Source organism: Bradyrhizobium sp. HKCCYLRH1030 (assembly GCF_051168395.1).
Classification (GTDB): Bacteria; Pseudomonadota; Alphaproteobacteria; order Rhizobiales; family Xanthobacteraceae; genus Bradyrhizobium.
Genome location: NZ_JBNPUY010000002.1, coordinates 680,390 through 706,862, shown reverse-complemented (window position 1 = coordinate 706,862; position 26,473 = coordinate 680,390). Strand labels below are relative to the sequence as shown.

22 protein-coding genes are annotated in these 26,473 nt (G+C 66.3%); 8 read left to right on the top strand and 14 right to left on the bottom strand.

Features of this window, described 5'->3' with window-relative positions; all coding sequences use genetic code 11:
• Positions 1-488: 488 nt before the first annotated feature.
• Entirely contained in the window at positions 489-1,463 is a 975-nt protein-coding gene (locus ACQR1E_RS08590) for an NADPH:quinone oxidoreductase family protein (RefSeq protein ID WP_315750543.1), read from the bottom strand.
• Positions 1,464-1,725: 262 nt separating this feature from the next.
• Between ACQR1E_RS08590 and ACQR1E_RS08585 the strand changes: the two genes are divergently transcribed.
• A complete protein-coding gene (locus ACQR1E_RS08585; protein WP_315716756.1) occupies positions 1,726-2,337 on the top strand; it encodes an invasion associated locus B family protein in 612 nt (203 codons plus the stop codon).
• Between the two features lie 115 nt (positions 2,338-2,452).
• A complete protein-coding gene (rlmN, locus tag ACQR1E_RS08580; protein WP_315750541.1) occupies positions 2,453-3,664 on the top strand; it encodes a 23S rRNA (adenine(2503)-C(2))-methyltransferase RlmN in 1,212 nt (403 codons plus the stop codon).
• Here rlmN and ACQR1E_RS08575 read toward each other — a convergent pair.
• Positions 3,631-3,822 carry a hypothetical protein gene (locus ACQR1E_RS08575; protein WP_316186429.1) on the bottom strand — a complete coding sequence of 64 codons (192 nt, stop codon included), beginning with the start codon at positions 3,820-3,822 and terminating at the stop codon, positions 3,631-3,633. The two genes, rlmN and ACQR1E_RS08575, sit on opposite strands and share 34 nt — an antisense overlap.
• On the opposite strand from ACQR1E_RS08575, the gene ACQR1E_RS08570 reads away from it, so the two are divergent.
• From ACQR1E_RS08570 to argG, 3 genes are all read left to right on the top strand, one after another.
• On the top strand, positions 3,821-4,306 hold the full coding sequence (locus ACQR1E_RS08570) for a hypothetical protein (protein ID WP_315716758.1): 486 nt from the start codon (positions 3,821-3,823) through the stop codon (positions 4,304-4,306). The two genes, ACQR1E_RS08575 and ACQR1E_RS08570, sit on opposite strands and share 2 nt — an antisense overlap.
• A gap of 46 nt (positions 4,307-4,352) precedes the next feature.
• On the top strand, positions 4,353-5,132 hold the full coding sequence (locus ACQR1E_RS08565; RefSeq protein ID WP_315825708.1) for a phosphatase PAP2 family protein: 780 nt from the start codon (positions 4,353-4,355) through the stop codon (positions 5,130-5,132).
• 112 nt (positions 5,133-5,244) lie between these two features.
• Positions 5,245-6,582, top strand: coding sequence for an argininosuccinate synthase (gene argG / locus ACQR1E_RS08560; protein WP_316169991.1), 1,338 nt, complete (start codon positions 5,245-5,247; stop codon positions 6,580-6,582).
• A 242-nt stretch (positions 6,583-6,824) separates the two neighbouring features.
• Here argG and ACQR1E_RS08555 read toward each other — a convergent pair whose 3' ends face one another.
• The 10 genes from ACQR1E_RS08555 to sdhC all read right to left on the bottom strand — a co-directional run bounded on the left by ACQR1E_RS08555 (position 6,825) and on the right by sdhC (position 18,773).
• Positions 6,825-9,038, bottom strand: coding sequence for an OmpA family protein (locus ACQR1E_RS08555; protein WP_316169992.1), 2,214 nt, complete (start codon positions 9,036-9,038; stop codon positions 6,825-6,827).
• Between the two features lie 244 nt (positions 9,039-9,282).
• Positions 9,283-9,501 carry a hypothetical protein gene (locus ACQR1E_RS08550; RefSeq protein WP_434896910.1) on the bottom strand — a complete coding sequence of 73 codons (219 nt, stop codon included), beginning with the start codon at positions 9,499-9,501 and terminating at the stop codon, positions 9,283-9,285.
• Entirely contained in the window at positions 9,501-9,986 is a 486-nt protein-coding gene (locus ACQR1E_RS08545) for a pyridoxamine 5'-phosphate oxidase family protein (protein ID WP_315825706.1), read from the bottom strand. Before ACQR1E_RS08545 ends, ACQR1E_RS08550 begins: the two co-directional genes overlap by 1 nt.
• 82 nt (positions 9,987-10,068) lie before the next feature.
• Positions 10,069-10,896 carry an FkbM family methyltransferase gene (locus tag ACQR1E_RS08540; RefSeq protein ID WP_315750535.1) on the bottom strand — a complete coding sequence of 276 codons (828 nt, stop codon included), beginning with the start codon at positions 10,894-10,896 and terminating at the stop codon, positions 10,069-10,071.
• A 118-nt stretch (positions 10,897-11,014) separates the two neighbouring features.
• Positions 11,015-12,970 carry an ABC transporter ATP-binding protein/permease gene (locus ACQR1E_RS08535; RefSeq protein WP_434896909.1) on the bottom strand — a complete coding sequence of 652 codons (1,956 nt, stop codon included), beginning with the start codon at positions 12,968-12,970 and terminating at the stop codon, positions 11,015-11,017.
• Positions 12,971-13,034: 64 nt separating this feature from the next.
• A complete protein-coding gene (locus tag ACQR1E_RS08530; RefSeq protein WP_434896908.1) occupies positions 13,035-15,185 on the bottom strand; it encodes an ATP-binding protein in 2,151 nt (716 codons plus the stop codon).
• Positions 15,186-15,306: 121 nt separating this feature from the next.
• Positions 15,307-16,089, bottom strand: a complete 783-nt coding sequence (locus ACQR1E_RS08525; protein WP_315716769.1) for a succinate dehydrogenase iron-sulfur subunit — start codon at positions 16,087-16,089, stop codon at positions 15,307-15,309.
• Positions 16,090-16,137: 48 nt separating this feature from the next.
• Positions 16,138-17,976: a succinate dehydrogenase flavoprotein subunit gene (gene sdhA / locus ACQR1E_RS08520; RefSeq protein WP_315750532.1), complete on the bottom strand. Its 1,839-nt coding sequence runs from the start codon at positions 17,974-17,976 to the stop codon at positions 16,138-16,140.
• 3 nt (positions 17,977-17,979) lie between these two features.
• The gene (sdhD, locus tag ACQR1E_RS08515; protein WP_315716954.1) at positions 17,980-18,354 is read right to left on the bottom strand and encodes a succinate dehydrogenase, hydrophobic membrane anchor protein; all 375 of its coding nucleotides are present in this window, start codon (positions 18,352-18,354) and stop codon (positions 17,980-17,982) included.
• A 20-nt stretch (positions 18,355-18,374) separates the two neighbouring features.
• Positions 18,375-18,773, bottom strand: a complete 399-nt coding sequence (sdhC, locus tag ACQR1E_RS08510; protein ID WP_315716771.1) for a succinate dehydrogenase, cytochrome b556 subunit — start codon at positions 18,771-18,773, stop codon at positions 18,375-18,377.
• A 555-nt stretch (positions 18,774-19,328) separates the two neighbouring features.
• On the opposite strand from sdhC, the gene ACQR1E_RS08505 reads away from it, so the two are divergent.
• A complete protein-coding gene (locus ACQR1E_RS08505; RefSeq protein ID WP_315758639.1) occupies positions 19,329-19,586 on the top strand; it encodes a hypothetical protein in 258 nt (85 codons plus the stop codon).
• Positions 19,587-19,593: 7 nt separating this feature from the next.
• Here ACQR1E_RS08505 and ACQR1E_RS08500 read toward each other — a convergent pair whose 3' ends face one another.
• The gene (locus tag ACQR1E_RS08500; protein ID WP_434862539.1) at positions 19,594-21,120 is read right to left on the bottom strand and encodes a malonate--CoA ligase; all 1,527 of its coding nucleotides are present in this window, start codon (positions 21,118-21,120) and stop codon (positions 19,594-19,596) included.
• Between the two features lie 186 nt (positions 21,121-21,306).
• Here ACQR1E_RS08500 and ACQR1E_RS08495 point away from each other — a divergent pair, with 186 nt between their 5' ends.
• Positions 21,307-22,065 (top strand): SDR family oxidoreductase, encoded by a 759-nt coding sequence (locus tag ACQR1E_RS08495; protein ID WP_434862540.1) that lies wholly within the window; start codon positions 21,307-21,309, stop codon positions 22,063-22,065.
• 1,161 nt (positions 22,066-23,226) lie between these two features.
• On the opposite strand, the gene bamA is transcribed toward ACQR1E_RS08495, so the two are convergent.
• The gene (gene bamA / locus ACQR1E_RS08490; protein ID WP_315716775.1) at positions 23,227-25,728 is read right to left on the bottom strand and encodes an outer membrane protein assembly factor BamA; all 2,502 of its coding nucleotides are present in this window, start codon (positions 25,726-25,728) and stop codon (positions 23,227-23,229) included.
• Here bamA and ACQR1E_RS08485 point away from each other — a divergent pair.
• The gene (locus ACQR1E_RS08485) at positions 25,679-25,867 is read left to right on the top strand and encodes a hypothetical protein (RefSeq protein ID WP_315716967.1); all 189 of its coding nucleotides are present in this window, start codon (positions 25,679-25,681) and stop codon (positions 25,865-25,867) included. The two genes, bamA and ACQR1E_RS08485, sit on opposite strands and share 50 nt — an antisense overlap.
• Positions 25,868-26,473 lie beyond the last annotated feature (606 nt).

The following is a 26,473-nucleotide window of genomic DNA, read 5'->3' as shown; positions in this document are numbered from 1 at the left end:
TACTTTTGGTCCCAAGCCCGTCAGAAGCTCGAGACACGTCACGATTGCCAGAGGCACCCCACTGCCGACAACTAATTGACTAATTGAATCCGACTAAAAGTGGACGAGAGCCGGCATGATTCTGGAAACATTTTGATCTGATTGTGGCAACGCACGTGCGACATCGCACGGCACCAAATCCAGAAACGTCGTGATAACAACGGCAAAGCCTCGAATTAACCACGCCATAATGTGGCGCGGTTGCGTTAACCAAGAAACGCTCGTTTTCGGATTTTCTGCTTCCGGTTGCGAATCCGTGGCGCCGGCGCGGCAGACCGCCGAACAAATTTGCGACCGCCGCGCAGCGCGCGGATGTCACAGCGACGCCGGGCCGGCTCGAGCATTCCATCGGCACAACAGCCGGGGCTCTGCTCGGTTTGGTTGCACGGATCAGGGCGAGGCTATCCCGGGGAGTACAGCCCCCCGGGGGCCTTCATTGCGCGACGTCCTCAGGGGTGCAGGATCACCTTGCCCATCGCCTGGCGGCCGGCCAGCACCTTCAAGGCATCGGCGGTCTGAGCCAGCGGGAAGGTGCGGTCGACATGCGACGACAGCTTGCCCTCCGCGGTCCACTGCACGAGCTTTTCGAGGTTGGCGCGGTTCTTGGCGGGGTTGAGTCGGGTCCAGGCGCCCCAGAACACGCCGCGGATATCACAGCCCTTCAGCAGCGCGAGGTTCAGCGGCATCTTCGGGATGTCGCCGGCCGCGAAGCCGATCACCAGGAACCGGCCCTCCCACGCGATGGAACGCAGCGCCGCCTCGGCGTAGGCGCCTCCGACGGGATCGAAGATGATGTCGGCACCCTTGCCGTCGGTGAGCCGCCGCAGTCCCTCCTTGAGATCCTCCTTGGCGTAGTTCAACGTCAGCGTCGCGCCGTGCTGCCTGGCAAATTCGAGCTTCTCGTCCGAAGAGGCGCAGGCGATGACCTTCAACCCCATCAGCTTGCCCAGCTCGCAAGCCGCCAGGCCGGTGCCGCCGGCGGCGCCAAGCACGGCCAGCGTCTCGCCCGGTTTCGGACTGGCACGATCCTCCAGCGCATGCAGCGCAGTGCCGTAGATGATGATGATGCCGGCGGCGCGATCGAAATCGAGATTGTCCGGAATCTTGACGATCGAGGCGGCCGGCAGCGCGATCTTTTCGCGCGCGCCGTTGTGGCCGCAGGAGGCAACGACACGGTCGCCGACCTTCAGTTCGGTGACGCCATCGCCGACGCTCTCGATGACACCCGCGACCTCCGCACCCGGCGAGAACGGGAACGGCGGCTTGATCTGGTACTTGCCTTGGATCATCAGGATGTCGAAGAAGTTCAGCGCCGCCGCCTTGATCGCAATCACGGCCTCGCCGGGACCGGCCACCGGATCTGGCACCTCGGTGAGGACGAGATCGTCGGGCTGACAGAATTGCGAGCAGAGAATGGCTTTCATGGGCGCTCCTTGGTCGTTGGCGCCGGATCGAGGTCCGGCTTTGGGAACGTCATGCCGGATTTGCCGCCGCGCCACAATCATCATCAGGCCGCGGCAGCTGCGCGGCGCCGGGCCAGGGACGCGGAGCGCCGGACAATCCAGCTCTGCGGCCTTTGCAAGCGGTGCATTTAGCCGCTATCCATCGCGACCACGGTCAGCGATTCCGGGCCATTTTCCAGTCACAATATTGGTGGAACGAAGTCGCGGGGGAACTCAACGTATCATGTTGTTCGGGCGATTGTTGACAACGCTGGTCGGCGGCGTGCTGCTGTTCGGAGCTCCGAGCCTCGTAGCGGCACAGAGCGCCGCGCCAAAGGCCGCAGCTCCGCATCCGAAGGCCGCACCGAAATCGGAATCGAAGCCGGCCGTTCCCAACATCGGCGGCGCGGAACCGACGCTGATCGGACAGTTCGGCGGCTGGGGCGCCTATACCGCGATGCCCGGCGGCAAGAAGGTCTGCTTCGCGCTGGCCAAGCCGACATCCTCCAAGACCAATCCGCCCAACCGTCCGCGCGATCCCGCCTATGCCTTCGTGTCGACCCGGCCCTCCGAGAAGGTCTTCAACGAGGTCTCGATCATGATCGGCTATGCGCTGAAGCCGGGATCCGACGCCACGGTGGAGGTCGGCGGAGCCTCCTATGCCATGTATACCCAGGGCGACGGACTTTGGATCAAGAACGCCGCGGAGGAAGAGCGGATGGTCGATGCCATGCGCAAGGCGCCCGAGGCCGTGGTCAAGGGCGTCTCGGCCAAGGGCACGGAGACCACCGACGTGTTCTCACTGAAGGGCCTCGCCCAGGCGCTCGACCGCATCGCGCAGGATTGCCGCCGGTAGACGGCGGCCGCTGGTACCGCTCGTCAGGCGGGTCGCATTTGCCGGCCGGATCGTTATATAAACCCGCTGAACGCCTTCGGCCGCCGCGGCCGGGCAGCACTTTGGGCCCATCGACATGGCAACGACTGCCGGGCTGCGCGACTCCTCTGCGCCCCTCGAAAAGACTCCGCTCGAAACCTACGTCCCGCCGGCGAAGCCCTCGCTGATCGGCCTGTCACGCGCGGAGCTGGCAGCAAGGCTCGGCCAGGTCGGAGTGCCAGAGCGCCAGCAGAAGATGCGGGTGCAGCAGTTGTGGCACTGGATCTATTTCCGGGGCGCCAGGTCGTTCGACGAGATGACATCGGTATCGAAGGACACACGCACCGCGCTGGCCGAACATTTCACGGTCGACCGTCCCGAGGTCGTGGCCGAGCAGATCTCCAACGACGGCACCCGCAAATGGCTGCTGCGGCTGCCGAGCGGCGACAATCTGCAGAAGGCCCACGAGGTCGAGTGCGTCTACATCCCCGAGACCGATCGCGGCACGCTCTGCGTCTCCTCCCAGGTCGGCTGCACGCTCAACTGTTCGTTCTGCCACACCGGCACGCAGCGGCTGGTGCGCAACCTGACGGCCGGCGAGATCGTCGGCCAGGTCATGGTGGCGCGCGACCGGCTGAACGACTGGGCCGACCGCGAGACCCCGCTCGGCAACCGGCTCATCACCAACATCGTCATGATGGGAATGGGCGAGCCGCTGTACAATTTCGACGCGGTGCGCGACGCGCTGCTGATCGTCTCGGACAACGAGGGCATCGGCATTTCCCGCCGCCGCATCACGCTGTCGACCTCCGGCGTGGTGCCGAACATCAAGCGCGCCGGCGAGGAGATCGGCGTGATGCTGGCGATCTCACTGCACGCCGTGCGCGACGAACTGCGCAACGAGCTGGTGCCGCTCAACCGCAAATATCCGATTGCCGAGCTGCTGCAGGCCTGCCGCGACTATCCCGGCGCATCCAACGCGCGCCGCATCACCTTCGAATATGTGATGCTCAAGGGCGTCAATGATTCGCTCGACGACGCCCGGCTGCTGGTCAAGCTGCTGAAGGGCATTCCGGCCAAGATCAACCTGATCCCGTTCAATCCCTGGCCCGGCTCGGCGTATGAGTGCTCGGACTGGGAGCAGATCGAGAAGTTCTCGGAATACGTCTTCAACGCGGGCTATTCGTCGCCGGTGCGCACGCCGCGCGGCCGCGACATCCTCGCCGCCTGCGGCCAGTTGAAGTCGGAGACGGAGAAGCTGTCCGCGCGGGAGCGTCAGGCACTGCGCGCGATGGCGATGACGGATTGATGATTGATCGCGCCTGCATCTCCGAACGAGATCGTCATGCCCGGGCTTGACCCGGGCGCCATCGATTCATCGACCGAGAGATGGATGGCCGGCTCATGCCGGGCCATGACGAGCGAAGAAAGCGGGGCCTCGCTTGGGTAATACGGGTCTAAAGCCATGGCGCTGATCGGTCGTCTCGTCGTGATCGCGCTCGCGTTTCTTGCCGCGTGCTTCCTCGCGGGGCTGATCGTGGTGACCGCGGTCCTGTTTCCGGAGTTCTCCGATCTCGGCAACGGCCCGATCGATCAGGGCGCGTTCGAGGTCATCATCGGCTTCGGCTTCATCTTCGTGTCGGGCTTCGCGCTGATCCCGGCGCTGCTGATCGCACTGATCACCGAGGCTTTCTCGATCCGCAGCGTGCTCGCCTACGCGATCGGCGGCGGCGTGGTCGGCGCAGCCTGCTATCTCGGCCTGGTCCCGTTCGATCCCGAGACCTTCCGGTTCGAGGGCATCGTGCGTCGCCATCTCGAGATCCTGACCGGGGCCGGCATCGTCGGCGGACTGGTCTATTGGCTGATTGCCGGCCGCAACGCCGGCCGCTGGCGCGAGCCGTCGCCGCGCCTGCCGCCACCGCCGCCATTGCCGTCGGGATCGCCACGTTGAGCCGCCGGCCTTTCCATCGCCATCCGCTTTCGCTAAACCGCGCGCCATGAACCGGACCGGCCTCTTCATCGCATTGTCGCTCGCGCTCGTCATCGGCGTGCTGTTCGGCGTCTTTCCCGAGCTCGACCTCAAGCTGGCCGCGCTGTTCTACGATCCGCGCACGCACAGCTTCCCCGTGAAGCTCGACGGCTATGCTGCGTTCGCGCGCGATGCCGCGATGTGGGTCGCCTGGGGCATCGCGCTGCCGTCCATCGTTGCGCTCGTCGTGAAGCTCGTCCGTCCCGACCGGCCGCTGCTGGTGAAGGGCCGCACCGTGGCGTTCCTGCTGCTGACCTTATCGCTCTCGGCCGGCGTGCTCACCAACTTCACCTTCAAATCCTATTGGGGCCGGCCGCGCCCGGTTGTCGTGGCCGAGTTCGGCGGCGACATGCAGTTCGTGCCGTGGTGGGATCCGCGCGGCGGCTGCGGCCGCAACTGCTCGTTCTTCTCCGGAGAGGGAGCCACCGCATTCTGGACCCTGGCGCCGGCCGCGCTGACGCCGCCCGCGATCCGGCCCGTCGCCTACGGCGCCGCCGTCCTGTTCGGCATCGCCACCTCGGTGTTGCGGATGGCGTTTGGCGGACATTTCTTCACCGACATCGCCGCGGCCGGCCTCGTCACCTTCATCGTGATCTGGCTGCTGCACGGCTACATCTACCGCTGGCCGTCCACCCGCCTCACCGACGCCGGCATCGACGCCGCCCTGACCCGCTTCGGCTGGCCGGGCTTCCGCCTGATGCGCCGGCTGTTCGGCCGCCGTACCGCGGATACCAGCCCCGCAGCCTGAGCGCGGGCCGGTCACCCTCAGTCGCCATTAAAGGCGTGCCCAGCAACGCAAAATCTGTTATTCGCGCCCGAATTTCTGAACGGCGCAGCCACAAACACGGTTGGACTCTCCCATGACCACGATCCTGAAAAGCCTGCCCAAGGGCGAGAAGGTCGGCATCGCCTTTTCCGGCGGTCTCGACACCAGCGCCGCGCTGCTTTGGATGAAGCAGAAGGGCGCGCGTTGCTTTGCCTACACGGCAAATCTCGGGCAACCCGACGAGTCCGACTACGACGAGATCCCGCGCAAGGCGGTGAGCTTCGGGGCCGAGAAGGCGCGCCTCGTGGATTGCCGCACTCAGCTGGTGCATGAGGGCATCGCCGCGATTCAGTCGGGCGCCTTCCACATCTCGACCGGCGGCATCACCTATTTCAACACCACCCCGCTCGGCCGCGCCGTCACCGGCACCATGCTGGTCGCCGCGATGAAGGAGGATGGCGTCAACATCTGGGGCGACGGCTCGACCTACAAGGGCAACGACATCGAGCGCTTCTACCGCTACGGCCTGCTGACCAATCCGAGCCTCAAGATCTACAAGCCCTGGCTCGACCAGCAGTTCATCGACGAGCTCGGCGGCCGCGCCGAGATGTCGGCCTTCCTCACGGCCAACGGCTTCGACTACAAGATGAGCGCCGAGAAGGCGTATTCGACCGACAGCAATCTGCTCGGCGCCACCCACGAGGCCAAGGATCTCGAGAGCCTGAGCAGCGGCATCCGCATCGTCAATCCGATCATGGGCGTGCCGTTCTGGCGCGAGGATTGCGTGGTGAAGCCGGAGACGGTCGTGGTCCGCTTCGAGGAGGGTCAGCCGGTCGCGCTGAACGGCCAGAGCTTCAGCGATCCCGTGGCGCTGTTCCTGGAGGCGAACGCGATCGGCGGCCGTCATGGTCTCGGCATGAGCGACCAGATCGAGAACCGCATCATCGAAGCCAAGAGCCGCGGCATCTACGAGGCGCCGGGCATGGCGCTGCTGCACATCGCCTATGAGCGGCTCGTCACTGGCATCCACAACGAGGATACGATCGAGCAGTACCGCATCAGCGGCATGCGCCTCGGTCGCCTGCTCTATCAGGGCCGGTGGTTCGATTCGCAGGCGCTGATGCTGCGCGAGACCGCGCAGCGCTGGGTGGCGCGCGCCGTCACCGGTGAGGTGACCCTGGAGCTGCGCCGCGGCAACGACTACTCGATCCTCAACACCGAGAGCCCCAATCTGACCTACCAGCCGGAGCGGCTGAGCATGGAGAAGGTCGAGGACGCCGCGTTCACGCCTGCCGACCGCATCGGCCAGCTGACGATGCGCAATCTCGACATCACCGACACCCGCTCCAAGCTGAAGCTCTATTCGGACACGGGGCTGCTGTCGGGCGCGGACGGCGCTCAGATCTTCCAGCTCGGCCACGACAAGGGCTGAGTTGGAGCTGTCGAGCGCAATCCGCGCCGTCTCCACCGCTGTCGTCCCTGCGAACGCAGGGACCCATATCCACCGACTGACACGGTGAGAGCCGGCTGCGGCTCCAGCCATCGCAAAACTGGATCCTGTGAGTATGGGTCCCCGCGTTCGCGGGGACGACACCGAACAGGACGGAACGGATTGCCGCTTACAAAAATGGCCGGGATCGCTCCCGGCCATTTTCATTTTCGCTCAGTCGCGTCTCACCGCGGCGGCGCGACGCCCGGAGGTGGCGGCGGCAGGGCGGCCTGGCCGCCATTGAGCAGCGGCGTGATGCGGCGGACCGTGACGCGGCGGTTGATGCGGCTCGGCCCCTGCGTCTGCTCCTTCAGGTACTGCGCGCCGTAACCCTGCGAGGTCAGGTTCTCGGCGGGCACGCCGAACTGCTGCGTGAGCAAGGTGGCGGCCGACTCGGCTCGGCGATCCGAGAGCGACAGATTGTCGGTGTCGTTGCCGACCGCGTCGGTGTGGCCCTCGATCAGGAAGACCTCGCGCGGGTTGCGCTGGATCGCCTGGTTGAGGCCGTCGGCGATGACCTGCAGCTTCGCCACCTGGTCGGGACTGATCTCCCACGATCCGGTCTCGAAGGTAATCGTGTTGAGATCGATCGACGGCATCAGCTGTCGCACCGATGGGGAGTAGCGGACCTCGTCGAGCGAGTAGCGGCGCTGGACGCGTTCCACCGGCGGCGCGATCAGCGTGTCGTAGATGACATCCGGCTCGGCCTCATCCGCGTCGACGATGTAGCGGTTGTAGGGGATGCGGATCTCCGGCGGCGGCAGGTCGACGTAGAAGCCGCCGACCGCCTGGGGATCGCGGTAGGTGTTGTCGATGATGATGATCTCGCGGCCACCGATGTCGCGGCGGATGCGGCGCAGCAGCCGGCCGTCCGGCGCGGTGATCGTGACGATCTGGCTACCGTCGGGACGGATCACCACCGTGCGCGTCTCTCCCCGCTCCTGCTGGACGCGGATATCCCGCGCGCCGTAGCGGAAGCGCTCAAGCTCGTCATGACGCACGAACTCCTGACCGCTCGGATCGCGCACGATGACGCGGCCCGGCTCGTAGATCAGCGTGCGACCGCCCTCCTGGACCTCGCGGCGCTGGCCGCGGAAATCGTCCAGCCGCTGCGGCCCCGCCAACGGCGCGCCGGGCGCGATCGGCGTGAGCTGCTGTGCCGTCGGCGGCGGCGGCGCCGGGATGGGCGCAGTGACCTGCGGCGGCGGCCGATTGGACATGGCCGGGGGGCCGGCGGGCGGCACAGCGCCAGGACCGGCCTGCGGCGCGCCGGCGGGTCCCGGACCGGGTCCGGCAGCACCAGGACCTGCCGCCGGAGGCGGACCACCCGGGGCTCCTGGGGGCGTCCCCGGACGTCCGCCGGGCGGGCTCCCGGCTGCGGGCGGCGTGCCTTGCTGCGACGGCGTCTGGGTGGCCGGAGGCGCGGGTGGCGCCGGCGGAGTTCCCGGAGCAGGCGCGACGGTTCCGGCCGGCGGCGTCGGCGCGCCGCGTGGCGGGGGTGCTCCCTGGGGAGCACCAGGCGGCGGGGCGCCGGCACCTGGCTGTGTCGGCGGCCGCTGCCCGGGGCCAACCGGAGGAGTCGGAGCCGGCGTCGGCTGCGGAGACGGCGCCGCGGACGGAGCCGGCGAGTGCGCAGGCGGCGACGCGTTCCCGGCCGCTGGCGACGAAGGCGGGGGTGTCACGGCTGACGGCGGCGTTCCCGGCCGCAGGTTCGGTGCCGGACTCGGCGGAGGTGGCGGGGCGGGCGTGGCTACGGGCGGCGTGGGCGGCGTTGGACGCGCGGGAGCAGCCGTCGGCGGGGGCGCAGGCGGAGTCGCAGGACGTGCCGGCTCACGCGGCGGCCCCGGCGGAGGCGCTGGAGGCGGTGGCGTATGCACCGGCGGAGCCGCAACAGGTGGCGCTGGACGCGCCGGCGGAGGTGCAGGCGGCTCAGCCCGTGGAGGCGGCGGTGCCGAATGTGGCGGCTCAGCCCGCGGCGGCGGTGGGGGCGGCGGCGGAGCAGCCGGACGTGGTGGCTCGGCCCGTGGCGGAGGGGGCGGTGGGGGCGCCGGACGCGGCGGCTCGGCCCGCGGCGGAGCAGGCGGTGGTGGAGGGGGTGCGGGACGCGGGGCCGCTGCCGGTGGCGGCGCGGGCGGTGGAGGCGCTGGGCGTGGAGCAGCGGCCGGCGGCGGCGCGGGAGGCGGCGGAGGCGCAGCCTGATGCGGTGGCGGCGCGCCTGGGCCAGGTCGCTGCGGCTGCCCCTGCGGCTGCTGTTTCGGCCGGCCGTCTGGACCGACTTCGCCGCCGCCCGGGCCTTGGGCGACGATCATCGGCGCCCCCTGCGCATGGGAGCCGGAGCTCATTAGTTGCATCGCCGACAGCGCAGTCGTCGCCAGCAGCAGGACGCGAAGTTTGCTCATGTGTCTTGTTTTCCCGGAACGATCTTTTTCAAGCACGGAGAGATCAACAAGTATGCGTTAGGCCGGATTGTGGCGCAGTTCAAATCCGCAGGGGGATTTATTTCGACGCGAAGCCACCCCCGCAGGGCCGCCATTCAGGTTTTATTCAGCCTTGATTTTCAAGGGCTTGGCGCAGCCGCAGGGCTGCGGGACCGGCCCGCGACCAAGCCCCTGGCAGGCGATCATCATGACCGTCCAATCGCGGTCAATCCGTGGCCGGATTCGGTGTGGTCGGACCGAGCGGCCCCCGGCCGGGGATTTCGTCCGGCGTCTGCCCCGGCAGCTCGCGCGGCGACTCCGGCGCATCGGGTTCGTAGACCGGCGGCGGAATGTCGGGCTGCGGATTGCCGACGGGATCCTCCGGCGGCGGTTCGACCGGGCGGCCCGGCGTCGCCGGCGGAATCTCTGGCGGTTCGATCGGCATCACATCGCGACCTTTCGATTGTCGCCGAGGTCGGGACGCGTGCCTGTCACCGCGGCCGCCGCCATCTTGACGTAGCTCACGACCGTGCCGGGCGAATCCCAGAATTCGGCGTCGTCGGGCGTGATCTTCAAGAGGCGGATGTTCGGATCCTCGGCGCTGTCCCACCAGGCCTTGGCCGGCGTCGAGAACAGCTCCCGGATCTTGCCGCGATCGTTGGAAATGGCCGCCGTACCCGTGAGCGACACGTACTTCTGGTTGCCGGCGTCCGCGAACGACAGATTGACCTGCGGCGATCGCGCGATCTCCTCGTCCTTGTGATGCCGCGCGTCAGTGAGAAAATAGATCATGTTCTCGCCGCGCGCGAGATACGCGCTCATCGGCCGTGCCCGCAGCCTGTCACCGTCGCGGGTGACCAGCATCGCAAAGCCGATCTTCTTCATCAGGTCCCAAACGCGGTCCTGGTCGCGCGCGTCGTCATTGCTCATGGTCGGCTCCCTCAATGTCAGGGGCGACAACGCCGCGTGGGGCGCCGATGTTCCGGACGCGCCCGGGGAAAGCGAACGCCGTTCAGCCGCGCAGCAGCAGCGTATTGCTGCGCGTGCGGCCGCTCTCACGGTAACCGCGACCGAGCATGTCGGCGAGACAATCGTTCTGCCATTCGTCGCGCGACAGGTGTTCGATGACGACGGCACGCGGCCATAACGCGGCAGGCGCGTCACGGAAGAAGCCGGTCAGCACGCGGTCCTCAAAACCTTCCACGTCGATCTTCAGCGCATCAACCCTGGTCGCTCCGGCCTGTGCGAGAATGGTCTGCAGCCGCAACGACGGCACCTTGAACGCTTCCGCTCCGGCCTCGCCGGTCACGATGTGACTGGCGCCGAGATTGTCCCCATCGGTCTCGATCATCACCTCGCCATCGCTCTCACCCGCTGCCACCGCGAGCAGCCTGACCTGGGGCAGCGCGGACGCAGCACGGTTGAAGCTCAGCCGCGCATGCGTGACCGGATGCGGCTCCACTGCGATCACGAGGCCATCAGGCCCGACGTGACGGGCAAGCGGCAAGGCGAACGTTCCGACATTGGCGCCGACATCCACCACCACGCCGCCCGGCGGAACGTGGCTGCGCAGGAAATCCAGCTCCTCGCGATTGTAGTCGGGATTGAACAGTGCACCGCGCTCGGTCGCACTGACCTGATGGTAGAAGCGGAAATTGGCGCCCTGATAGCCGACGTCGACAGGGCCTGCTCCGAGCATGTTGACGACACGCGTCAACATCGGCCGGAACGCGCCGCGCTTCAGCCCGGAGCCGTGCGCCATGCGGATCACCAGCGCCTGGGCGGCATTCGGAGCGAAGGCACCAAAGGGGGGCGGAGAAGGATCGTTGTCGGGCGTCAAGGTCGCGTCCTGGGCTGAGGGCGACGTGTGATAGCTGGTTTCGCCGCGATCTCCAATGCAGGCGGCGTGGCCGCATTGTGTCGTCTCCAGGACCGCGCTGAGGCAACGCCCGAGCCGTTCAGGCCGCCTTGCGCTGACGCAGGAAGCGGCCGATGAGGCGGCGCTTCCCCTTGCGCGGAATGAGATCGATGTCGCTGACGAGCTTGGCGCCGCCCTTGCGCCGTTCGAGCACGATCTTGCGGCTGTGGAAGGCCTCGAGCTCCGCCCGATGCGCCACGCTGACGATGGTCGCCTTCGGCAGCTCGCTCGTCACCATCTCCATCATCTTGTCCTGGCTCTTCTCGTCGAGCGCGGAGGTGGCTTCATCGAGCACGACGATGTCGGGGCTGTGGAGCAGCAGGCGCGCGAAGGCGAGACGCTGCTTCTCGCCGCCGGAGAGCGTCTGATCCCAGGGCGCGTCCTCCTCGATCTTGTCCTTGAGATGGTCGAGACCGACCTTGTGCAGGGCTTCGCCGACCTGCGCCACGCTCCAATCCTCGGCAGCCCCGGGATAGGCGACGGCCCGGCGCAGGGTGCCCGATGGCACGTAGGGTCGCTGCGGCAGCATGAACAGCTTGCGGTCGGGGTGGAAGTTGATGCTGCCGCCGCCCCACGGCCACAGCCCGGCGATGGCGCGCACGAGCGTGCTCTTGCCGGTGCCGGATTCGCCCGCGACGAGCAGGCGCTCGCCGGGATCGACCACGACCTCGGTCTCGCCGACCACCGCGGTGCCGTCGTCGAGCGTCACCTGCAGATCATTCAGACTGAGCATCGCGTCGCCGGTGGTCTCGCCGCGCTTGATGCGGCCGATGCCGTCGCCTCTCTCGGCACGTTCCAGCGCATCGAGCGACATCATCAGCGAGGCGATGCGGCGGGCACAGGCATTCCAATCCGCGAGCCGCGGATAGTTGTCGACCAGCCAGCCGAACGCGGTCTGCACGATCGTGAACGCGCTCGCCGCCTGCATCACCTGCCCGAGCGTCATGCTGCCGTCGAGGAATTTCGGCGCGCACAGCAGCAGCGGCACGACAGGGGCGATGAGGCTGGAGCCCTGCGACACCAGGGTGGTGCGCATGTGCTGGCCGGCGAGCCGCGCCCATTGCTGCAGCACGTTACCGAACGTCCGGTCGATGCCGGCGCGCTCTTCGGTCTCGCCGCCGAGCAGGGCGATGCTCTCGCCGTTTTCGCGGACGCGGGTCAGGGTGTAGCGGAAATCGGCCTCGGCCTGGTTCTTGTCCTCGGAGACCTGCACGAAGCGGCGGCCGATCGTCATGATCGAGCCCGAGGCGATGGCGGCGTAGGCGATCGCGGCAATGACCAGAAAACCGGGAATGGTGATCTCAGTGGCGCCGAGATGCAGCGTCAGCGCGCCGCCGATGGTCCAGAGCACGACGATGAAGGTCGCAGCCGACAGCAGCGCCGAGGTCACGCCGGCGATGAAGTCGACCGGCGAATCGGTCGCGATGCGCAGGTCCTCGGCGATCCGGTATTCCGGATTCTTGTGGTCGCCGCTGACGAGATTGAGCTGATAGTAGCGCCCGCTGGCCAGCCAGCGGGTGACGACGCTGTTGGTCAGCCAGGCGCGCCAGCGCCGCTGGATCGACATGCGCGCATAGACCTGGGCGACCCCGAGTATGACGCTGCCGATCGCGAGCGGGAAGAAGATCGCGGTGAGATGAAAGACCGTCGCCGAATCGCGTTTCTCGATCGCATCGAAGATCGACCGATTCCAGACGTTGATGCCGTACTGAAATCCGACAGTCGCAACGATCAGGAACAGCAGCCCGATCGTGAATGCCCACGCCAGACGGTCGCCGCTCTGACCCCAATAACCGCGGGCGCTGATCCAGAACCGCGTCAGCAGATAGCGCTTGCGCAGCTGCTCTGCCTCTTCGGGCGACAGCTCCGGATCAGGCTCCACCAGTTCGGGCGGCGGCGGCTCAACCCGGGCGCCATTCTCGGCCGCGATCTCGATGATCGGCGCCTTCTCGGGCGCCTGTGCCGGCGGCCGCGCGGTGTCCTGAACCTGTCCCATCGCGCGATAACAGCAGTGCGAACAGAAGGTTCCCGGCCTGGTTCCCGCGCGATGCGCGCCGGTTTCAGGGCACCTGCGTGTTCGGCGCCATTGGTGGGGCGCGATACAGCGGCACCGGAACGACCTTGTTCAGCACGCGCGACAATTCCTCGATCGAATAGGGTTTGCGCAGCAGCTCGAAGCCATGCGTGCCCTGCTGCGCCAGCACATGGCTGTAGCCACTCGCGAGCACGACCGGCACGTTGAGCTCGAGCCGCCTGATTTCCTCGGCAAGTTCCAGCCCAGTCATGCCGGGCATCACGACATCGGTGAAGACGACGTCGAACCGGCTGGTGCCGCTGATCAGCTCCTCCAGCGCGTCTCTGGCGTTGTCGACCAGCGTGGTCCGATAGCCGAGCTCGGCCAGCGCTTCGGTCGCCGACCTGCCGACGTCGATGTTGTCCTCGACCACCAGCACCGACATGCCTCGACCGTCGATCGGCTCCGCATGGCTGCCGTCCTCGCCGCGCTGCACCTGGGCTGGAGCGACGCGCGGCAGATAGAGCGTGAACGTCGCGCCGCGGCCCGGCTGGCTCATGACCCCGATTTCGCCGCCGGACTGCTTGGCGAAGCCGAAGACCTGCGAGAGACCGAGGCCGGTGCCCTGGCCGATGGTCTTGGTCGTGAAGAACGGCTCGAAGATGCGTCCGAAATGCTCCGACGGGATGCCGACGCCGGTGTCCTGGACGGTGATGGCGACATAGCCCAGCGGCGGACGGTCGTGCGGCGCCGCCGGCGTCGGCAGCGCCGCTACAGGGGCGACGGTGATGCTGAGACGTCCCTGGCCGGCCATCGCATCGCGGGCATTGACGGCCAGGTTGATCAGTGCCGTCTCGAACTGGCCAGCGTCGGAATTGACGTAACACGGCTCGTCGGGAACGGAGACCGCGACCTCGACGCGTGACCCGACCAGGGTCTTGGTCATGTCGCGCAGGGTGACGACGCTGCGGCAGATGTCGAAGACCTCCGGCTTCAGCGTCTGGCGACGGGCGAACGCGAGGAGCTGCGACGTGAGCTTCGATGCGCGCGCTACCGTATCCGAGATCGCGTCGATATAGCGCTGCCGCCGTTCATCAGCCAGATTCGGCCGGCGCAACAGGTCGGCTGAGGCCCGGATCACGGTCAGCAGATTGTTGAAGTCGTGCGCGACGCCGCCGGTCAATTGTCCGAGCGCCTCCATGCGCTGACCGTGCTTGAGCGCATCCTCGGCCTCGAGGCGGCGGGCGGCCTCGACATGCAGGCGCTCGGTCCGCCGCTGGGCAAGGGCCAGGAAGACGATGAGCAGCGCGGTTGCCGGGATGCCGAAGATGAGATGCCGGCCGATCGTGCCGAGCCAGCGGTTGCGGATGGTCGACGTCGCAAGCCCTGCCGAGACGTAGACGGGATAGCCGCCGAGCCGCTGATACCCGACGAGACGCTCGACGCCATCGACCGGCGAGATCTCGGTGACGAGCTGCTCCGTATCTGCGGCCCGGGCGGCGATGTCGCTGGGCCCCGCAGCCGCGCTTCGCCCGCCAGCCGGGAAGCGCGCCAGAACGAGACCATCGAAGCGGCGCAGCGCGAAGTAGCTGCCGGGCGCCCGGCCGATCCGGGCATAGAAGTGCTCGAAATAATCCGGAAGCACCGAGGCCTGGATGATACCGGTGAAGCTGCCGTCGTCGCTCTGGCGGCGGCGGCTGATGCTGAAGAACGGCGCGCCTTGATAGGGCGGCCGCGGCGTCAACTGCGCGCCGATGAAGGTGCCGATGCTGTCCTTGACGTGGGCGCTGAAGTAGTCGCGGTCGAGGAACGTCATGTCCGGCGCCGGATAGATCATGCTGTTGACCAGCGGCCGGCCATTGGCGTCGAACACCCAGGCGGACTTCATCTGCGGCAGCGCGTCCGACAATTGTCGCAACCGGGCATGCAGCACCTGCTCGCGCGCCTTGATGTCGGCATCCGACAGATCGCGGACGACCTCGTCGATCTCCGAGAGGCTGCGCTCGATCGTCTCGAACACCTTCAGCGCGTGCTCGTGGACGATTTCGAGCGAGCGGCGGATCTCGCGATCGGCCTCCTCATACGTCGTGCCGTGGGATACGTAGGCCGTGATCACGAACAGCGCGACGGGAAGCGCGAGGGACGCGACCATCATCCAGCGCAGCATCGTCATCGATTTGCGTTGTGCGGTCTGCACGGTCGCTCCGGCTTCAAAGGGCCACGAGCTTAACGCAATCGACGGCAGCTACAAACTAGCCGCGCCCGAAACTTGCACCGGTATCGGGCGCGGAAGGTGAGATCGAAAGCCGCCCGTCAGGCTAGATCTGCCGCTCGACCAGCTTGAACTTGAGTTCCGCGATCGCCTCGGCGGGGTTGAGCCCCTTCGGGCAGGCCTTGGCGCAGTTCATGATGGTGTGGCAGCGGTACAGCCGGAACGGGTCCTCGAGATTGTCGAGCCGCTCGCCGGTGGCTTCGTCCCGGCTGTCCTTGACCCAGCGCGTCGCCTGCAGCAGAGCGGCGGGTCCGAGATAGCGCTCGCTGTTCCACCAGTAGCTCGGGCACGAGGTCGAGCAGCAGGCGCACAGGATGCACTCGTAAAGGCCGTCGAGCTTCTCGCGATCCTCGTGGCTCTGCCGCCATTCCTTCTGCGGCGTCGGCGAGGTCGTCTTCAGCCACGGCTCGATCGAGGCGTATTGCGCGTAGAAATTGGTGAGGTCCGGCACCAGGTCCTTCACGACAGGCTGATGCGGCAGCGGATTGATCTTGACCGCGCCGTCCTTCACGTCGTGCATCGACTTGGTGCAGGCCAGCGTGTTCTGGCCGTCGATATTCATCGCGCAGGAGCCGCACACGCCCTCGCGGCAGGAGCGGCGGAAGGTGAGCGACGGATCGATGTGGTTCTTGATCCAGATCAGCCCGTCCAGCACCATCGGGCCGCAATCGTTGACGTCGACGTAGAAGGTATCGACGCTCGGATTCTTGCCGTCGTCCGGATTCCAGCGATAGACCTTGAACTCGCGGACCTCGGTGGCGCCGGCCGGCTTGGGCCAGGTCTTGCCGCCGGTGATCTGAGAATTCTTCGGAAGTGCGAACTCAGCCATTTCGGAAGGCCTTCTTGGGTTTGACGGACGGGCTCAGGTCACACGCGATCAGTACACCCGCGCCTTCGGCGGGATGTACTGCACGTCGTTGGTCATGGTGTAGTTGTGCACCGGGCGGTAATCGATCGTGGTTTTGCCGTCCTTGCTGTCGATCCACGCCAGCGTGTGCTTCATCCAGTCCTTGTCGTCGCGATCCGGAAAATCCTCGCGCGCATGGGCGCCGCGGCTCTCGGTGCGATTGACGGCCGAGTCCATCGTCACGACTGCCTGCGCGATCAGATTGTCGAATTCGAGCGTCTCGATCAGGTCGGAATTCCACACCAGCGATCTGTCGGACACCGCGATGTCGCCGATGCCGCCATACACCTTGTGGATCAGGTTATGGCCTTCCTGCAGCACCTCGCCGGTGCGGAACACGGCACAGTTGGTCTGCATCACGTTCTGCATGCTCTCGCGCAGCTTCGCGGTCGGCGTGCCGCCGGAGGCGTAGCGATAATGATCGAGCCGGCTCAGCGCCTTGTCGGCGGAGTCCTTCGGCAGATCCGGCTGCTTGCCGTTCGGCGTCAGCTTCTCGGCCAGCCGCAGCGCCGCCGCGCGGCCGAACACCACGAGGTCGATCAGCGAGTTCGAGCCGAGCCGGTTGGCGCCGTGCACGGACACGCAGGCCGCCTCGCCCACCGCCATCAGGCCGGGGACGATCGCGTTGTCGTCGCCATCCTTCTTGGTCAGCACCTCGGCGTGATAGTTGGTCGGGATGCCGCCCATGTTGTAGTGCACGGTCGGCACGATCGGGATCGGCTCGCGCGTCACGTCGACATTGGCGAAGATCTTGGCCGATTCGGAGATGCCGGGCAGACGCTCGGCCAGCACCTTCGGGTCGAGATGGTCGAGATGCAGGAAGATGTGGTCCTTCTTCCGGCCGACGCCGCGGCCTTCGCGGATCTCGATGGTCATCGCGCGGGAGACGACGTCGCGCGAGGCGAGGTCCTTGGCGGACGGCGCATAGCGCTCCATGAAGCGCTCGCCTTCGGCGTTGACGAGATAGCCGCCTTCGCCGCGCGCGCCTTCGGTTACCAGACAGCCCGAGCCGTAGATGCCAGTCGGGTGGAACTGCACGAACTCCATGTCCTGCAGCGGCAGGCCGGCGCGCAGCGCCATGCCGCCGCCGTCGCCGGTGCAGGTATGCGCCGAGGTGCAGGAGGCATAGGCGCGGCCATAGCCGCCGGTCGCGAGGATGGTGGTCTGGGCGCGGAAGCGGTGCAACGTGCCGTCGTCGAGCTTCAGCGCGATGACGCCACGGCAGACGCCCTGGTCGTCCATGATCAGGTCGATGGCGAAGAACTCGATGAAGAACTCAGCGGCGTGCCGCAGCGACTGGCCATACATCGTGTGCAGCATCGCGTGGCCGGTGCGGTCGGCGGCGGCGCAGGTGCGCTGCGCCTGGCCCTTGCCGTAGTCCAGGGTCATGCCGCCGAACGGCCGCTGGTAGATCTTGCCGTCCTCGGTGCGCGAGAACGGCACGCCCCAATGCTCGAGCTCGTAGACGGCGTCGGGCGCGTTGCGCACCATGTATTCGATCGCGTCCTGATCGCCGAGCCAATCCGACCCCTTGACGGTGTCGTACATGTGCCAGCGCCAGTCGTCCTGGTGCATGTTGCCGAGCGAGGCCGAGATGCCGCCCTGCGCCGCCACCGTATGCGAGCGGGTCGGGAACACCTTGGTGATGCAGGCGGTGCGCAGGCCCGCCTCGCTGCAGCCGACGACGGCGCGCAGGCCCGCGCCACCGGCGCCGACCACGACGACGTCATAGGTGTGGTCCTCGATCGGATAGGCTTTTCCGTTCGTCGCGGGCGCGCCATTCGCGCTGCCATTTGCTCCGCCGGCCATAGGCTAGACTCCAGTGGACAGTTTGATGAGGGCGTAGATCGAGGCGAGCGCCACGGTCACCGCGAAGAAGTTGTTGGCCATGATCGCGACGAGCTTGAGCGGCTCGCTGTGCACGTAGTCCTCGATCACGACCTGCATGCCGATCTTCATGTGCCAGCAGCTCGCGATCACGAACAGCAGCATGATCACCGCGATCGGAATCGAGCCGAGGATCTGCGCCGCGCCGGCCTGGTTGCGGCCGAGCAGCATGATCACGACCACGACGACCGGCACGATCAGCAGGGTCATGGCGACGGCGGTGAGCCGCTGGCGCCAGAAGTCGCCGGTGCCGGAATGCGCTGCGCCGAGGTTGCGGACCCGGCCGAGCGGGGTGCGCATCGATTTCGCGTGTGCGTTGCTCATCGGCCGCCTCCCACTGCGTAAGCCACGATCCACACCAGGACGGTCAAGGTGATGCCGCCGATCAGGGCGCCCCAGGTGAGCGCCTCGCGCTCATTGGCTTTGAAGCCGTAGCCGAGGTCCCAGACGAAGTGGCGGATGCCGGACAGCAGGTGGTGCAGCAGCGCCCAGGTGTAGCCGAACACGATCAGGCGGCCGAGGAAGCTGCCCATGAAGCCCTGGACGTAGGAGTAGGCGCTGGGACCGGACGCGGCGGCGATCAACCACCAGGCCAGCAGCAGCGTCCCGAAATATAATGCAACCCCGGTGGCGCGATGGACGATCGAGAGGATCATCGTCAGCGTCCAGCGGTAGGTTTGCAGATGCGGCGAAAGCGGTCGTTCGATCCTGGCTGTCATTGGTTGCTTTGATGATTTCTTGTGGGCCGTGAACGCGGGGGGCTTGCGGCCGTGTGGATCGGCAGGCGGGCTTTATTTACGGAGAAGGAACAGGCGTTGCAACGGACAAATCGCCCAAATCCGAACAAGGATTCAGTCCTAGGCGACCGATCGCAAAAGGATCAATGGCCGTCGTGGTATACCAGAAACCGATCGCGCCCGGATGCGGCGAACTATTATTCATTCCTAACTCCTCACCAAGGCCACAACCAACGCGGCGAGACTGTCAAATGGCGCCGACTGTCGAGCGTTGATTCACCGCTTAGCTACGGTCCTGAGCAAGCCGGTTTCGCGGCAAGCGCCAGCGCCATCTGATGATTCTGCAAACCTGCCCGGAGCGATTCGCGGAGCAACAACCTGCGTTGCGACCGCCTGCGCTGCAGCAAATCTCCCTCGATCTCCCGCGTTCCTCGCCCACACGGGGCCCCTCCGCCGGTCGATTTTGCCGCATGTCGCCGCCCGGCGAAGCGGCCTAGTCTGAGGCGAGGTGCAACAGACGCGGTGCAGGGAGCCTCGATGCCGCTGCCGACGGTCCGACCGACAACCACCGAACGCCCGGCGGCACTGCCGGCGCGCAAGGTGTCGTCGCACGAGCCCGTCGAGGAGCCCCTGACCTGCGTGCTCGGCTTCACCGCCGCCGGCCTGTTCGCCGCCTGTCTCGCGCTGGCCATCCAGCATGAGATTGCCTCGCTCGCCGTGCTCGAATTCGTGCTGATCTGCGCCGCGCCGCCGCTGGCCGCGCTCGCCGGCCTCGCGATCGGACGACGGCGCTAGGCCGCCGTCACTTCGTATAGATGTCCTTGTACTGATCACGCAGCACGTTCTTCTGCACCTTGCTCATCGCATTGCGCGGCAGCTCGTCGACCACGAACACGCGCTTGGGCATCTTGAATTTCGCCAGTCGGCCGTCGAGACCCTTGAGCACGCCGGCCTCGCTGACATCGGCCCCCGGATGGCGCACCACGACCGCCGTGACACCTTCGCCGAAATCGGGATGCGGCACACCGATGACGGCGGACTCGACCACGCCCGGCATCGCGTCGATCTCGCTCTCGATCTCCTTCGGATAGACGTTGAAGCCGCCGGAGATCACGAGGTCCTTGCCGCGGCCGACGATGTGGACGTAGCCCTGCTTGTCGATCTTGCCGAGATCGCCGGTGATGAAGAAGCCATCGTCGCGGAATTCCGACTTGGTCTTCTCCGGCATCCGCCAATAGCCCTTGAACACGTTCGGGCCCTTCACCTCGATCATGCCGATCTCGTCGCGCGCGAGCTCCTTGGCCGTCTCGGGATCGGTGACGCGCACCGAGACTCCGGGCAGCGGGAAGCCGACCGCGCCGGGTACGCGCTCGCCCTCGTAAGGATTCGACGTGTTCATGTTGGTCTCGGTCATGCCGTAGCGCTCGAGGACGGCATGGCCGGTCCGCGCGAACCATTCGCGATGGGTATCGGCGAGCAGCGGCGCCGAGCCGGAGATGAACAGCCGCATGTGGCTGGTCGTCTCCTTCGACAGCCGCGGGTTCTGCAACAGCCGCGTGTAGAACGTCGGCACACCCATCAGCACGGTGGCGCGCGCCATCAGGTTGATGATCAGGTCCGGATCGAGCTTGGGCAGGAAGATCATCGACGCCCGCGCAAACAGCGTGACGTTGCTGGCCACGAACAGACCATGGGTGTGATAGATCGGCAGCGCGTGGATCAGCACGTCGTCCTTGGTGAAGCGCCAGTAGTCGATCAGGGTCAGCGAGTTCGAGGCGAGATTGTCGTGAGACAGCATCGCGCCCTTGGAGCGACCGGTGGTGCCGGACGTATAGAGAATGGCGGCGAGATCATCGGCGCCGCGTGGCACCGTGGTGAACGCCTTGTCGGCCTTGTCGGCCGCCTCGGTCAGCGAGCCCCTGCCCGACGCATCGAGCGTTTCCACCTTGGCGCCGACCTTGGCCGCCAGCGCGCCGATGCCCTCGGCCTTGGCCGGATCGCAGACGACGACGGTCGGCTCGGCGTCGCCGATGAAATAGTCGAGCTCGTTGAGCGTATAGGCGGTGTTGAGCGGCAGATAGACGCCGCCTGCACGGACCGTGGCGAGATAGAGCACGAGGCCGGACACCGACTTCTCGGTCTGCGCCGCGACCCGGTCGCCCGGCTTGACACCGCGAGCCGCCAGCACATTCGCCATCTGCCCTGCCCGCGCGATCAGGTCGCCGTAGGTGATGCGCTGACCGTCATGGGTCTCGATCGCCAGGCGGCTGGGATCGTCGAGGCCATCGAACAGGCGGGAGAACAGATTGGCGTTGGCGGCTTGGTTCATGCAACATTCCCCTGGGAGCATGGGCAGGCCGGCAGTGCCAGCCGGCGGAACATCATGCTCGACGAAGACGAAAAGGGCCGGGACAGCGAACAAGACCGGTGACATCGCCATCACCACGGTCGCCATCTCTGATCGAGGCTGCTCTAGCAAAAACGCCCTTTCGAAGGCAACGGGAGACGCTGGGATATGGTCAAGGGAAAACGGATCGCGTGGATCACCGGCGGCGGCACCGGAATCGGCGAGGCCGGCGCACTGGCGCTCGCGGCCGACAGCTGGACGGTGATCGTCTCGGGCCGGCGCACGGCCGCGCTCCAGGCCGTGGTGGCCAAGATTGCCGCGGCGGGCGGCACGGCCGAGGCCGTCGCGCTCGACGTTGCCAAGGCCGCCGACGTGCAGGCCGCGGCTGATGCCATCCTGGCGCGGCATGGCCGCATCGATCTGCTGGTCAACTCGGCCGGCGTCAACGTGCCGAAGCGGCGCTGGGACGACCTGACGATCGAGGGCTGGAACCAGCTGGTCGAGATCAACCTCAACGGTGTGCTCTACTGCATGAAGGCGGTGCTGCCGGCGATGCGGGCGCAGCAGGACGGCACCATCATCAACGTCTCGTCCTGGGCCGGCCGTCATGTCTCGAAGATGCCGGGGCCGGCCTACACCTCGACCAAGCACGCGGTGCTGGCGCTGACGCACTCGTTCAACATGGAGGAATGCGTCAACGGCCTGCGCGCCTGCTGCCTGATGCCCGGCGAGGTCGCCACGCCGATCCTGCAGCAGCGCCCGGTGGTGCCGAGCGCCGAGGAGCAGGCGCGGATGCTGCAGCCGGAAGACCTCGGCCGCACCATCGCCTTTGTGGCGAACATGCCGCCGCGGGTGTGCGTCAACGAGATCCTGATCAGTCCGACGTGGAATCGGGGATTTATCCAGACGCCGGGCAACCGGGATTGAGCGGGGCTGGATATCGGTTGCGGCAATCGTGTCGGCGCGGGTCATGAAGATCGAGGTGATGCCCAGCTACCGGTGTCGTCCCTGCGAACGCAGGGACCCATACCGCGTGATTGTTGTAGGAGGCAGGCGGCGAGTCCCGTGCAAAACAACTGAACCCTGTGGTTATGGGTCCCTGCGTTCGCAGGGACGACGGCGGAGGTTGGCGTTGGCAGCGTTGCCTTCGAGACAGAGTTGAATACGTGTGTGTTCACCCCGCGACGCATCCGCGCCCGAGCTGTGCTGAATTTGGTCGCCCCTCAAACAGAGGGCGCAGGGAAGGCCGGGCGCTGGCCGCGCCCGTGGCCCGCCTGCGAAAGAAAATGCAGGCGGCAGGTACCACAGGTCTGGCCGAGAACGCCCGGCCTTCCCCGCGCAACGGTTTTAACGGCTGCTTCGCGTTCTCCCTGGTGCGCCGGGCTGTCTGGCCACCATCCCCACGCGAAGCAAAGCCTCGACGTGAGTTGACATCAGCATCGGGATGTCAGGACCGCGCGACTTGACCGTGCGTGCATCACCGTTCGTCCGCGCAGACTGATCCACGCTGCGGCGACACACGCCCATCGCATCCCACTGCCAACGGTTCGTGACGGTCGCGAAGCGCCCCTCATGCGGCAGCAGGGACGTGCGGAAATGTGCAGGTGATTTGCCCGACGGTGCAAGCCTTATTGCTGCGGCAAACTAACACGACGGGCAATTTGCGCATGGGAGGGATGCTGGCAGCCCCACCGTCATTGCGAGCGAAGCGAAGCAATCCAGAGTCCCGCCGGAGCTCTGGATTGCTTCGTCGCTTCGCTCCTCGCAATGACGGTGGCGAGCATCACGCTATCGACCGCCGGCATGATCCCCAGCCGCCTCATCATTCTGGTCGAGCTATTACCACGACAGCAGTCTGCTCCCTCCCCCTTGCGGGGAGGGGTTGAGGGTCCGCGGGCGTTGAATTCGGTGGCGTGCGTGACCTCGAACAACAAAGTGCGATGAACACGATCGACGGATTATTGGCTGGGGGGCTCGGACTCCGATTGAGAGCGGACTCGTGTACCCGCCCCGCTCCCCACAGGGGGAGGGGAGCGCACCGCCCGCGTGGTGAGCGCACCTCTTCTGGGAGCTCAGTCGCTGTGCGCCTCAGAACGACGTGCCGCCGCCGAACCTGAACTCCTGGACGGTGTCGTATTTGCCCTTGGACAGCGGCACCGCGTAGTCGAAGCGCAGCGGGCCGAACGGCGAGGCCCAGATCAGGCCGACGCCGACGGAGGAGCGCACCACCTTGCTGTCATCGTACAGCAGGCCGCATTTGCAGGTCGCGGTGTTGACCTCGCCGGTCGCCGCCCAGGAGGTCGGGCCCTGATAGCCCCACAGCGAACCGGCATCGGCATAGACGGCGCCCTTCAAGCCCACTTCCTTCGGCAGGAACCAGAACGGCATCTGCAGCTCGGCCGAGGCGCCCCAATATTTGGTGCCGCCGAGCGCATCGCCGGTGGCACCGAGGCTGCGATAGGTGATGTCGCGCGCCCCGATTCCGTTCGAGGCGAAGCCGCGCACCAGGCTCGGTCCCATCTGGAAGTGATCGAGCATCCGCAGATCCTTGTCGCCGATCTTGTTCAGCATGCCGCCCTGCAGATGGATGATGCCGACGATGTCGGCCACCAGCGGCGAGTAATATTTCGCATCCACCGCCGACTTGAGGTAGCTGACATTGCCGCCGACGCCGGCGAAATCCTGCTTCCAGTCGATCAGCAGACCATCGGTCGGGTTCTTGTTGTTGTCGAGCGTGTTGTAGCTGAGCGTGTAGCCGAGCGCAGAGGTCAGCGCGGCGCCGTCGCTCAGCTCCTTGCGGACCGGCAGGCTCGACTCGCCATCGCCGTAGCAGCCCCAACCATAGTAGCCCGAGCTGGTCGAATTGGTCGGATCGACGCCGCCGAGCACGCTCTTGATGTAGGCCGGGGTCGGGTTGAAGGCGAGCAGGCTGTTGGCGGCGTTGTTGTTGCAGTTCTTGTAGTAGGACGGCAGCGATATCTCCTGGCGATACAGCGAGTAGCGCAACTGGAGCGAGAGGTCTTCGCGCAACTGGAAGCCGAGCCGCGGACTGAAGCCGATCGTCGTCACACCATAGCTCGTATAGCTGTTCGCCAGCTGCTGCTTGTAGTAGACATCCAGGCCGAGCGCGATCCGGTTGTCGAGCAGATAGGGCTCGACGAAGGACAGCGAGACGCCCCTGCTGTATTGGCCGTAGCTCACGGACGCCTTGGCGTACAGACCGCGGCCGAGGAAGTTGCGCTCCGAAACCGAGACCTCACCCAGCGCGCCATCGGTGGTCGAATAGCCGCCGGAAACGGAGAGGTCGCCGGTCGACTTCTCCTCCAGATTGACCACGAGGATGACGCGGTCGCTCGACGAGCCCGGCTCGGCCGCGATCTTCACGTCCTTGAAGAAGTCGAGATTCTTCAGCCGGCGCTCGGCGCGGTCGACCAGCGCGCGGTTGTAGGCGTCGCCCTCGGACAGATCGAACTCGCGCCGGATCACGTACTCGCGGGTGCGGGTGTTGCCGCGGATGGTGATGCGCTCGATATAGGTGCGCGGGCCCTCGTCGACCTGGAATACGATCGCGACCGTATGCGCTTCCAGATTGCGGTCGCCGCGCGGACGCACGACGGCGAAGGCAAAGCCGCGACGCGAGGCCTCGATCTGCATCTCCTCGACCGACTTCTCGAGCTGCTCGACGTTGTAGAGCGCGCCGACATTGACGCGCGAATAGCCGCGCAGCGTGTTGGCGTCGAGCGCCGCGACGCTCGACTGGAACTGCACCGAGCTGACGCGGTATTGCTGGCCCTCCTCGATCTGGAACGTGACCAGGAAGCCCTTCTGGTCCGGGTCATATTCGCTGAGCGCCGCGACGACCTGAACGTCGGCATAGCCGTTCTTCAGATAGAAGCGGCGGATCAGGTCGCGATCGGCCTCGACGCGGTCGGGGTCGTAGACGTCGTTGTTGCCGAGGAAGCTGAGCCAGTTCGTTGCGTGCGTCTTGATGACGTCGCGCAGCCGCGCGGCGGAATAGGCGTTGTTGCCGACGAAGCTGATCGACTTCACGCCGGTCTTGACGCCCTCTTCGATGGTGAAGACGAGGTCGACGCGGTTGTTGGGCTGCTCGATGATCTCGGGCGTGACGCGGACGTCGTAGCGGCCGGAGCGGCGGTAGATCTCGGCGATGCGCTGCGCGTCCGACTGCACCATCGGACGGGACAGCGTGCCGCGCGGCTTCGATTGCACTTCCGCCGAGAGCTGCTCGTCCTTGACCTTCTTGTTGCCCTCGAAGGCGACGCGGCCGATCACGGGATTCTCGACCACGCGCACGATCAGCCGGCCGCCCTGCCGGTCGATCTTCACGTCGGCGAACAGGCCGGTCTGGACCAGGGCCTTGAGGCCGTCGTCGACCTGGCCGGCATCGAGCGTGCCGGCGGGACCCGGCTTGAAATAGGAGCGGATGGTGTCGGATTCGACGCGCCTATTACCCTCGACGGTGATCGCGCTGGCGACGGCGGGTGCCGCCGCGGCCATGCGGGGCAGCGAGGAAACGGGCATGGCCAGCAGCATCAGGGCAAGCACGCCCGGCAGTCTCAGACGCATCATCGACGCTCTTTCGAAAGTCAGAGTCCTCGGCGCGCAGACGTTCGTCGGCACGCCACCGGAATCGCTGATGCCCGTCAAAGATGGTCGCGATGCGCCGATCTCGTTTCGTGAAATGTCTGATGATGCTGGATGTGACTGAGTGTTTCCGGTCAGACAAGATTCTCGGGCCAACCGAGCGGCAGAGGGCATGAGCAGCTAATAAGTGCGTCGCCCGCGCTGCGACCGGAAAGCCACGGCTGAGACGGACATCTCCGTTAAGCAATCGGCCCGGCCGCGCCGCATTCGGTGGCTTCCGAAATCAAATTCTACAAATCTTCGGAAATTGGCAATACGAGGGAAAAACGAGGGTGCTAATTGATCGTCATCCGAACTAAGCCCCCAAGTAGTTCGGCCAAGGCCCGGTGCGCGTAGATTCCCATTTATATTCCGGCGCACCGGGCCGCCCGTTTTCCCTCGCGCGCGAGCCGATGGCCCGTAGGATGGGCGGAGGCGGTCGTGCCGCGGCTCCATCCGAGGTCGCGGCAGCGCCATGCCCACGGTCTGAGCGCGAATGCGCGGCGCGGCGGTGTGCAGGCCGCCGCCTTCGGCGGCCGCCTTGCCCTCCTACGGTTCCCGCCGCCCCACCCGAATCACCACAATGTCCGCCGCTGTTGCGAAATTGCCTCTGGATCGGGGCGGGAAAACCGATCAAAACGGGCGGCAGCGCCGATGGTTAATCGCGTCTTAACCTCGCCCCACCTATGGT